Source organism: Candidatus Binatia bacterium (assembly GCA_029248525.1).
In the GTDB taxonomy this organism is placed as follows: Bacteria; Desulfobacterota; Binatia; order UBA12015; family UBA12015; genus UBA12015.
In genome coordinates this window covers 109707-119095 of record JAQWJE010000048.1, presented here as the reverse complement: position 1 = coordinate 119095, position 9389 = coordinate 109707, and the positions used below count along the sequence as shown (strand labels likewise).

The window sequence follows — 9389 nt, the reverse complement described above, 5'->3', positions numbered from 1 at the left end:
GAGGTAGGGCAATCCGAGAAGCACGCGCGTGAGCGTCAGCGTGACCGGCAGTACCAGACCGAGAGCAACGATCGCACCGCGGTCCCCGTAGGTCGACCAGAAAAACAGCATGGCGGCCGCTTGCGTTCCCAGCCCGGCCGGCGTGATGGGCAAAGCTCCTGCCAAAAGAATCGCGGGCACCGAGGCCATGGCTAGAGTGAAGGGCACGTCGACGCCAAAAGAAAGCGCCCCGATAAAGAAGACTCCGATAAAGCCGGCGAAGTAGGCGATCCGGATCATCAATAAAACAGCGAAGTCGCGTGGATTCGCCATTCGATAGGAGCGCACGACCGACCACGCGCGCATGCGCCCGAGCCAGGCCCACCCCGGACGTTCCCCGGCGAGCATCGCCAGCACCAGGCAATTCACAGCCAGAACGATCCCGGCACCGAGTTGGATCCTCTGGATCGCGGGGGATTCCCCGAAGACTGTGGCGCCTGCCAGAGCGAAGCTGGTCAAGATCAGGGTGTCGAACATCATGTAGAACAATAGAGTGCTGGCGGACTCAAGTGGCGGGATCTCTTTGAACCGACGCAAGTAGAGAACGATCGCTGCTGTTCCCACATTCCAGTTGATTGCGGCCACCAGGTACGTGACCGCCCGCATCCCGCGTGCCTCGTCCCACCCAAAGGGCGTGTTGAAGCGCGTGACAAGATAGGAGTAGGCGAGCGAATCGAGAAGGAACCAGTAAAGGACCGCAATCAGCATCAGCGGCACGAGCCAATCGAGACGGGCTTGGCTCGCCGCCTCCCAGACTTCGGCGTAGGGGACCTCGAAGAAAAGATAGGCGATCACAGCCACCGCTCCGACCCAGGGAGCAAGGGCTTTCCACAACGGCGTGGTCCCGGGTGCCGAGGGGACTTCTTCAGAGGAATTCAAGACTTGCCTTCTTCGCACGCTTTGCCGGTGGACAGCAAGGAAGAGGGTGCTCGAGGGCTGGCCCCCGGATCGACTCGGGCGGGAAACGCGCCAGGCAGGGCTCGAACCTGCGACCTACGGCTTAGAAGGCCGTTGCTCTATCCAGCTGAGCTACTGGCGCATGTGTTGGCTTCGATATGTGTGGCCCGTTCCAGCATATTCCTGAGTCGGGGTGAGAGGATTTGAACCTCCGACATCCTGCTCCCAAAGCAGGCGCGCTACCAGGCTGCGCCACACCCCGAGGAATACCTTCAAAAAACGAAACGGACTCTTCCTGTTACGGTTGGCACGGGGGTGCTGTCAATTCGGGCGAACTCATGACAGAGAGAGGGTTGGGAGAATCCGTCCAATGAAGATGTGGAAAAAAGTCCTGATCGGCCTCGGTGCGGTGCTCGTTTTGCTGGTTCTGGGCAGTGTGGGTTTCCTCAAATGGAGCGGTGCCTGGGGCGTATTTTTCCCCTCGCGGGTGCATGAAACCGTCGCCCCGGCGATTCCGCCTGATCTCGCAGAGCCCGCGGTGCTCCTGTTCACCAAGACCAACTCGTTCCGGCATGTCGAGGCAATGGATGCCGGGATTCCCCTCTGGAACCGCCTCGCGGCCGAGCAGGGTTTCGCGGTCTTTGCGACCGAAAATGGTGCGGTGTTCAACCCGGATGATCTGGCGCGTTTTGAAGTCGTGATCTTCCACAATGCCACCGGGGATATGTTCGACGAGGATCAGGAGGCCGCTTTTATCGGCTATCTGGACGGCGGGGGCGGTTGGATCGGGACCCATGCCGCCGGGGACTCGTCGCATGCGGATTGGGATTGGTATATCGACTCGCTGATTGGGGGCGTGTTTACCGCCCATACGATGGGGCCGCAATTTCAGGATGCCCGATTGGTTGTCGAAGATGCCGACCACCCGGCGACACGGAACTTGCCCGCAGAATGGATTCACTCCGAGGAATGGTATTCCTGGGATGCCAACCCGCGCGACAGCGGTTTCCGGATTCTGGTTTCGGTGGATGAATCGACCTACGAGCCTTATCAGCGCATCTTCGGCTCCGAGCGCGATCTGCGCATGGGCGACCATCCGATCGTCTGGACAGTATGCGTGGGGGAGGGCCGCGCGTTCTATTCGGCCCTCGGGCATGCGGGTGCAGCCTACGCGACGCCTGAGATGGAAGCGCTACTCGGAGGTGGCCTTGCCTGGGCCTCGGGTCGCGAAGGCCCTGGCTGTGATCCGATCGTGGATTGAAGTGGGGTTGAAACGCAGGATTCTTCCAAAGGTTTTACCGGCAGGGTTCATGCACAGGATTTGTCATGGGGAGTAACAAGAGAAGCAGGCAGGGGAGGCATCAGGCCCGAGATCCCGAGAGCCGCTCGTCCGTCCCGTCGATCGAGGACTGGAGCCGACTGCTCGATGGGCGAGTGGCTGTCGTCACCGGCGGTGGCGCTGGCATCGGGGCTGCGATCGTAAAACTCTTCGCGCAGCACGGAGCCAAAGTCGAAATCGCAGAGGTATCGGCCGAATCCGGTGGTGCCATCGCCGACGAAATCGTGGCGGCGGGCGGTGTTTGCCGCGCGCATGCGATCGATGTCACCGCCGCGGCCGATGTCGAACGACTGCGCACCGAGGTTCTGGGCGAGCACGGAGGCATCGATGTTCTCGTGAACAACGTCGGCGACTACCGACCTCTGGTGCGGTTTGGCCAATCGGACCCGGATTCCTGGCGGGCGATGTACGATATCAATCTGGGGCATGTCTTCGCGGTCACGCGCGCCTTTTTGGCGCCCATGATCGAGGGTGGAGGAGGCTCGATCGTCAACGTCCACTCAGTGGAAGGCATGCGCGGGTTTCCGGGCGATCCTGTTTATGCGGCGATGAAAGCTGGAGTGGCCCAATTCACGCGCTCGCTGGCCGTTGGCGAAGGCCGGCACGGAATCCGGGTCAACGGGATCGGCACTGATCTGACGCAAACCCCGCAGGTGGACTATACCGGGCGCACCGAAGGTGAGCCCGAGCGCTGGGAGTCCTGGGCGCCGGTGGGGCGGATGGGGTGGCCCGAGGATCAGGCGCGGGTGGCGCTATTTCTTGCCAGCGACCTCTCGGCTTTCGTTACCGGCCACAACCTTCCTGCCGATGGAGGGACCCTGGCCGGTGGCGGATGGTTTTATTCCGCGGACGAAGGCCGCTTCGTCAATCGTCCGAAGAAGCCCTGAGGAATTTTCTCAAGCAATGGTCAGGTGCTTTTCGCGACTGGCCAAACTCAGAGCTGGCTTGTCTGCCAAGCCCATTGGTAGAGTTGCCGATCGAGGGAATTATGTTCTTCGAATCGATCGGAAAAAACTTTATCCGGCGCCACTTGCGGATGCGTCCGGTGCCTTTTGGTCAGATGTCGTTTGCCCTTGAAGAAAAATCGGAAGGCACGTTTTCGATTGAAGCCTGTTTTGTTGATGTGGCGCGCCTTTTCAAGGTGCCACCCGAGTGCTGTGTAAAGGGCATTCAGAGAGTTTTCCTTTTCCAATACGCTGATGAAGTCAAAGTTTGACAGAATCTTTTTTGACCTCGCCAAGTCTGCCTCCTCAAGCGCTTCGACTCTTTGTTTGCGGCTGAGAATCCGACAATAATATTCGTTCTGAGAGGTTTTCAGCTGATTCGCGAGGTGAAGCTCGAAGTTTTCGTGATCGTGCAACCCCCGGTAGAACGAATAGTAGAATTCAGAGACAAACCTTTTTAGAGGATCTCTGATGCAAGTGATCAGGACGACGCGCGGGTCGCTTTTGAGAGTGTCGTAATCGACGATATCCCACTCACACGCGACGAAGGTGATCCCCTCGTTTTCGCAGCGGTCGACAAACGAGGTGAGCTCCTGGCTGGAATAGGTGTCGAGGGGAATTAGTTCTCCCTGCTTGTCGCACGGATTTCCATTCTGATGCGCGGGGAAAGCGGTCTCTTGATTCGCCAGAGCGGTGGCGACAACGCTGCTGCCCGCGGCCTTATGAAAGTGCTGAAACCAGACCAGTCGGTAGGAATTTTTCATGAGAAGCGTGGTGTTTGAAAACTCAATTTAAAAATTCGCCGGAGGCGTTCCGAAAGCCTTCGACGACTGGTGTGATGGCATCTTCGACGGCAGTCTGCTCGGCGGGGAGCGGAAAACGGATGCGGAAATCCGTGATTCCGGCTTCGAGCATCGCGGGAACGCTCGCCATGGTGGCTATGATATCGATGTCGCCACTGGCATTTTTTTTCACGGCAAGCGGTGCGGTCACGGCAAAGCCTTCGCTGGAACGGCCACCGGCTGCGAGCGCAGATCGAATTTTTTGCAGACCGGCGGCTGGGTCGGCAGCATCCGGTCCCCAGGGAATCCATCCCGTGCCGAAGCGGACGATGCGGCGGAGCGCGGCGGGGTGCAGGCTACCGCCGATCCAGATTGGAATTCCGCAGGGTTGCAGAGGCTTGGGTTGCATATGAATGCGCTCGAAATTCACATCGGGTGATTGGTGAGCGGCGACATTCTCGCGCCACAGCAGTTGGCATATCTCGAGTGTATGATCGAGGCGGTCGCCGCGCCGCGCATGCGGAATGCCGTTGGCTTCATACTCCTCGCGTTGCCATCCCACGCCAACCCCGAGATCCAGACGGCCTTCGGAAAGAACATCGAGTGTCGCGGCCGTCTTCGCCAGAGTAGCCGGAGTACGGAGTCCCGCGAGCAGGATGCCGGTCATGAGTCGAGTATGCGAGGTGATACCTGCCAGGACCGAGAGCAGAGTGAGCGGCTCGAGCCAATGGCCGTCCGGGCCGGTTGGTTGTTTCCCGCCCTGCATACCACCAGCTTTCGGGTCACCGTAGGCTTCCAGATTTTCGCCGAATACCACATGGTCAGCAAAGACCAGCCGATCCAGTCCCGCCGCATCGGCTCCACGAGCCAGGTCGAGCAACCAGCGCCAGCCGCCGGGGCCCGGGTCCTCGGGCGCAAAGTTGCGCGGCTGCATGGACAGGGACGGACGTGCGGTTGGTGGCGTATCAGCAGGGTTCATTGCCGAAGTTGTATCTCTTTTGGTCGAGGATTCCAGAAGAACCCCGAATCGACTATAGGGGTACCTTGTCTCTTTTGAATCCAACGAGTCTGGGCGCGCTATCCCTGCGCAATCGAATCGTGATGGCGCCCATGACCCGTTCGCGTGCTGATATTTCCGGCAACCCGAATGACCTCATGGTGACCTATTACCGTCAGCGTGCCTCGGCCGGGATGATCGTCAGTGAGGGCATCTACCCCAGTTTTGGCGGGCAGGGATACGCAAGGACGCCGGGCTTGGTGACGCCCGCGCATGTTGCCGGATGGCAGCAGGTCACCGATGCCGTTCATGGCGAGGGCGGGTTAATGGTCGCGCAGTTGATGCATTGCGGCCGGATCGGGCATGCCGCCAATAAGCACGGCAGAACCGTAGCGCCATCGGCGATACGCGCACAGGGAAAGATCTATACCGAGGCGCACGGCCTCCAGCCCTTTGATGAGCCACATCCATTATCCGAAAAAGAGGTTCTGGATGTGATTGCGGATTATGGTCGTGCGGCTGCTCTGGCGATGGATGCCGGCTTCGATGGTGTCGAATTGCACGGGACAAGTGGGTATCTGCCCGTACAATTTCTCTGCGCAGGCCCCAACAGCCGTGAGGACGCTTGGGGTGGTTCGCTTGAGAATCGGATCCGGTTCCCCCTCGAGGTCCTCCGAGCGATGTCCGAGGCCGCCGGTGCGGACCGAGTCGGACTGCGGATCTGCCCAGGGAATCCGTTCAATGACCTGCACGACGACGATCCCGAGACAACTTTTGCCGGTCTTCTTGAAGCGCTGGGGGGTATCGGCCTGGCGTATCTCCACATCATGCGAAGGCCGCAGGCCGAGTTGGATAATATCGCGCTTGCCCGGCGCTATTTCGATGGGCCGCTCGTCTTGAACGAGTCCTTCTCGCTGGCGGAAGCTGCCGAGGCGGTCGCTGCAGGCGCTGGCGAAGCGGTTTCCTTCGCTCGATTATTCGTCTCCAATCCCGATCTTGTTCGGCAGGCCGAGGAAGGAGGTCCGCTGGCAACTTTTGATCGCCGGACTTTGTATACGCCAGGGCCGGCAGGTTATATCGACTACTGAAAATCACGTATGCAGATGCGCTCAGAAAATCAGCTCAGGGGCGAAGTTGTTCTTGCTCTGGTGACGATCGGGCTTTTCGCGAGCACGACCATTGCCGAAAACATATTGGCGGAGGGCCAATTCGTAGCTGCTGGAGAAACCGCCGATGAACGCGGCACAGAGTCATTGATTCCGGTGCCACGCGTGACTCTGCCGGGCGCCGAGAAGGATGTGGCTGGCGCGCCCGCAGCGGATCCGGAGAACCTGGCGAGTTTCGATAGCGGAGTTGCGATTACGTATTATAGCGAAGGCTTCCCGAGCGGGCGATTTTTACGCGATGGGACCCCCTCGGCAATCCCGCAGGCCGCGGTCGGCCAAACTCCCACGCGCCAGATCCAGAGAGATTATGAGCTCGATTTCGCTCGACGGCTCATGCGAGGCGAGGCTGTCGAAGGAGTCTTTTTCGGAGATTCCCTGTTGGTGCAAATTGGACATTCGCGACGAAAGTGGAAGCCCAATCGTAAGGTGTGGTCGGAGCTGGCTGGCGACCACGCGTTTCTGAACGCAGGCGCACCTTCAAATCGAGTGCGCGATACTTTGTCGAAAGTCTGGTTGATTGCACCCACGGCCCGTCTGGTCGCCATACAGATCGGCACCAATGACCACCGAGTTGACCGTAACGAGAGTCATCCCGCAGAAACGGCGGAAGGAATAGCCCGACTCGTGGCTGCAGCTTTGTATCGGGCCCCGAACGCACAAATTCTGCTGGTCGCCATTCCGCCATCGACCCGCGATGAGGCCCAGATCCGGAAGAATCTCGAAACCAATGGATTGATCCGTAAGCTCGGGGATCACGCGAGGGTCTTTTTTGTGGATCCGGGTGAAGGGTTCGATCCGACCAAGGAAAAGTTGCTGTTTGACGGGATCCATTTCAATCAAGAAGGGCTCAAAAAATGGTATGCCACGCTGGCTCCCTGGGTGCGCACCGCCCTGGCAGGCAAGCCGCTTCCGCCCACCCCCTGAGCGGAATCTCGCGCAGGCCAGCGCGCCAAGGTGCGCGATTCTTTGCTCGATTGCGCGAGAAAACTGGAGGTTTTCAGGGCCAGGGACTGCTTTTGGACTATTTTCGCTTTGGCATGCTTCCTGCGTTTCTTCTGGCCTGCACGAGATCTGTCGTGTCCTGTCCGGAGGAAACCTATGTCAATTTCAGAAAGCCCTCGTCTTGCATCCATTCTTACGCTTTCGCTGGTCCTTATGTCTCCCAGCATCGTCGCTGCGGCCGATCGTTGTGCCGCTGACCTGCAAAAAGAATACGGCAAATACTATGCCTGTGCGCTCAAGGCTCAGTCCCGAGCGACGCAAAATGGTAGTGGTCCGGATCTACGCCGCTGCCGCGCTTCCCTGGAGAAGAAGATCTCTCGCCTGACCCAGAAGTATGGTCCGGATTGTGTGGTCGAAAACCCTCTGGCCATTGTCGATATTGCAGATGAATGTGTCCAGGAGATTACGGATATTACGACCGGAATCGAACCAGCACCCGGGCCGGATGATGTGTCCGTGTGCAGCAACGGCATGACGGCGTCCAACGTACTGGCACGGCCCAGACTGGCCGCAAAGACTCCTCCTGAGGTCGAGGCGATGAGCCTGACCCCTCTGGGTAACGGTCGCGCGCGCTTCGATGTGACCTTTGCCGAGACCCGCGCCGGACAATGTTTGCCGACGAAGATTCCGGTGCTCTCGGGGGATCGCCGCGAGATCGAACTGGTCTCGGAGAATGGTAGTCGCACCTTTTCCTCGGAGATCAGCATCGAGTCGAAAGAGTGGCAGAGATATTCCCGGGAATTGGCCAAGGCATCGACTGCCTCGGGTCCCGATTCGGTCCCTGTGTTTGATGGTCGCGTGCAGCGTGATCGCGGTGTCGATCCAACCGGTCCCCTCACGTTTCTATCTGACGAAGCAATTGCTCGTCCGGTCGCCTTGCCCCTCAAGCCGGCTATCGCTCCCGGGATCGTCGATCCCGAACGGACCCTGATGGTGAAAAATGTATTGGTGGTCGAGGACCCGGTCCGAACTTTTGATCCCTGCGGTCCGGGTGGCAATCCAATGGGCACTCCGATGGGCCCCTGGACCTTTGGGTACCTGATGGAGGAGATGGTCAACCAGCCGAGCAGCGGTATTCTCCCTGCGGATTTCGTTCTGGAGTGGATGGACCAATGGACGACGGTGCAGTCGGCCAATGGCCAGACGATTCCGGCCCGCGTTGCGATGCAGGACTTCATCGACAGGTGGTTGGACGAAAGCGCTGTGAATGGAGCGCCTCCCGGGCAACTCGATCTGTCGATCGCTCCGTTTCGCCTGATGGCGATCGTGAACCGAGTGGATTTGCGTGAGAACGCATCTTACGGGGGCGGCAATTGTGGCGAAGGTCGCTTCGTATTCGGTCTGCTGAATACCGACAGTTGTCAGCCTGTACCTTTCACGGTCATCTTCGAATATGGCGTCAATATGAATACCTGCAGTTCCTGCAAGGCTTATGCGAGCGATTGGTTGGACCTGCAGAACCACCCCATGGGATCACCGAATTACCTCGACGGCCTGGAGGCGCTGACGCATGTCTTTACCGACCGGAATACGAATCCGGGCAAGCCTAATGGCAGCTCCATCAATCAGATCCGGACCAACGAGAATGCGCTGAATCCGCTCTGGGAACTTCGTGAGTTCAATCTCGAAAATAGCGGCCTCCTGAGTCACGTGACCGCAAAGCAGAACCCGATTCAGGCGTTGAACAACACCACCGCTCTGGAGAGCTGGGTCAGTACCGAGTTGACCTCGATTTGCGCAGCGACGCATACGGTACCCGATACATTTGCGGGGAGTCCATTTCTTGCAGCACATGTGCCGTATAACGCCGGCGATTTCTTTGACTTCCCGGGCAGCACTGCCTCAATCCAGAACCTATGCGCTCGCTTTGAGCTCTCCCTGAACTCCTGCAGCGGATGTCATGCGCGCGAGACCAATACCTTCTTCACCCATGTCGGGGCGGCGGGGACTCGCCAGCTTGGACAGCCAGCCGCCTTGTCGGGCTTCCTGACCGGGGCAGCGGGGCCCAATCCGGTGGCCGACCCTGTGGGGGTGAGCGCCCCTCGAACCTTCAATGACCTCGCGCGGCGTCAGATCGACCTGTGGGCGGCCGCGAACGTCCCCTGTTTGCCGGCAATGGCCTTCCAGCCGCTGCGAGGGGTGCACTAGAGCCGACGATTCTTGCTGGTGCAAGAATCCTCATATGAGCTAATAGATCTGCACGCCCAATTCGGGCGTGCAGAC

General features: G+C 59.2%; 8 protein-coding genes and 2 tRNA genes. 5 read left to right on the top strand and 5 right to left on the bottom strand.

Features of this window, described 5'->3' with window-relative positions; translation table 11 throughout:
* From P8K07_12505 to P8K07_12495, 3 genes are all read right to left on the bottom strand, one after another.
* A partial coding sequence (locus tag P8K07_12505; GenBank protein MDG1959335.1) for a lysylphosphatidylglycerol synthase transmembrane domain-containing protein occupies window positions 1-918 on the bottom strand: 918 nt, incomplete at its 3' end.
* 86 nt (window positions 919-1004) lie between these two features.
* Window positions 1005-1078 (bottom strand) — tRNA-Arg (locus tag P8K07_12500).
* Window positions 1079-1124: 46 nt separating this feature from the next.
* Window positions 1125-1198 (bottom strand) — tRNA-Pro (locus tag P8K07_12495).
* Window positions 1199-1306: 108 nt separating this feature from the next.
* Here P8K07_12495 and P8K07_12490 point away from each other — a divergent pair.
* Window positions 1307-2197: a ThuA domain-containing protein gene (locus P8K07_12490; GenBank protein ID MDG1959334.1), complete on the top strand. Its 891-nt coding sequence runs from the start codon at window positions 1307-1309 to the stop codon at window positions 2195-2197.
* A gap of 65 nt (window positions 2198-2262) precedes the next feature.
* Window positions 2263-3162: an SDR family NAD(P)-dependent oxidoreductase gene (locus P8K07_12485; GenBank protein ID MDG1959333.1), complete on the top strand. Its 900-nt coding sequence runs from the start codon at window positions 2263-2265 to the stop codon at window positions 3160-3162.
* Between the two features lie 47 nt (window positions 3163-3209).
* On the opposite strand, the gene P8K07_12480 is transcribed toward P8K07_12485, so the two are convergent.
* Together P8K07_12480 and P8K07_12475 are read right to left on the bottom strand one after the other, a co-directional pair.
* On the bottom strand, window positions 3210-3983 hold the full coding sequence (locus P8K07_12480; protein ID MDG1959332.1) for a hypothetical protein: 774 nt from the start codon (window positions 3981-3983) through the stop codon (window positions 3210-3212).
* Between the two features lie 22 nt (window positions 3984-4005).
* Complete coding sequence (locus P8K07_12475) at window positions 4006-4980, bottom strand: TIGR03619 family F420-dependent LLM class oxidoreductase (protein MDG1959331.1); 975 nt, start codon at window positions 4978-4980, stop codon at window positions 4006-4008.
* 65 nt (window positions 4981-5045) lie between these two features.
* Here P8K07_12475 and P8K07_12470 point away from each other — a divergent pair, with 65 nt between their 5' ends.
* The 3 genes from P8K07_12470 (at window position 5046) to P8K07_12460 (ending at window position 9314) form a co-directional block, all read left to right on the top strand.
* Window positions 5046-6086: an alkene reductase gene (locus P8K07_12470; GenBank protein MDG1959330.1), complete on the top strand. Its 1041-nt coding sequence runs from the start codon at window positions 5046-5048 to the stop codon at window positions 6084-6086.
* A gap of 15 nt (window positions 6087-6101) precedes the next feature.
* Window positions 6102-7088 (top strand): SGNH/GDSL hydrolase family protein, encoded by a 987-nt coding sequence (locus tag P8K07_12465; GenBank protein MDG1959329.1) that lies wholly within the window; start codon window positions 6102-6104, stop codon window positions 7086-7088.
* Between the two features lie 174 nt (window positions 7089-7262).
* Window positions 7263-9314, top strand: a complete 2052-nt coding sequence (locus tag P8K07_12460; protein ID MDG1959328.1) for a hypothetical protein — start codon at window positions 7263-7265, stop codon at window positions 9312-9314.
* Window positions 9315-9389 lie beyond the last annotated feature (75 nt).

Excerpts from the sequence above, each read along its gene's own strand:
- P8K07_12490 (MDG1959334.1), top strand. The coding sequence starts at position 1,307 with ATGAAGATGTGGAAAAAAGTCCTGATCGGCCTCGGTGCGGTGCTCGTT.
- P8K07_12485 (MDG1959333.1), top strand. The coding sequence starts at position 2,263 with ATGGGGAGTAACAAGAGAAGCAGGCAGGGGAGGCATCAGGCCCGAGAT.
- P8K07_12480 (MDG1959332.1), bottom strand. The coding sequence starts at position 3,983 with ATGAAAAATTCCTACCGACTGGTCTGGTTTCAGCACTTTCATAAGGCC.
- P8K07_12475 (MDG1959331.1), bottom strand. The coding sequence starts at position 4,980 with ATGAACCCTGCTGATACGCCACCAACCGCACGTCCGTCCCTGTCCATG.
- P8K07_12465 (MDG1959329.1), top strand. The coding sequence starts at position 6,102 with ATGCGCTCAGAAAATCAGCTCAGGGGCGAAGTTGTTCTTGCTCTGGTG.
- P8K07_12460 (MDG1959328.1), top strand. The coding sequence starts at position 7,263 with ATGTCAATTTCAGAAAGCCCTCGTCTTGCATCCATTCTTACGCTTTCG.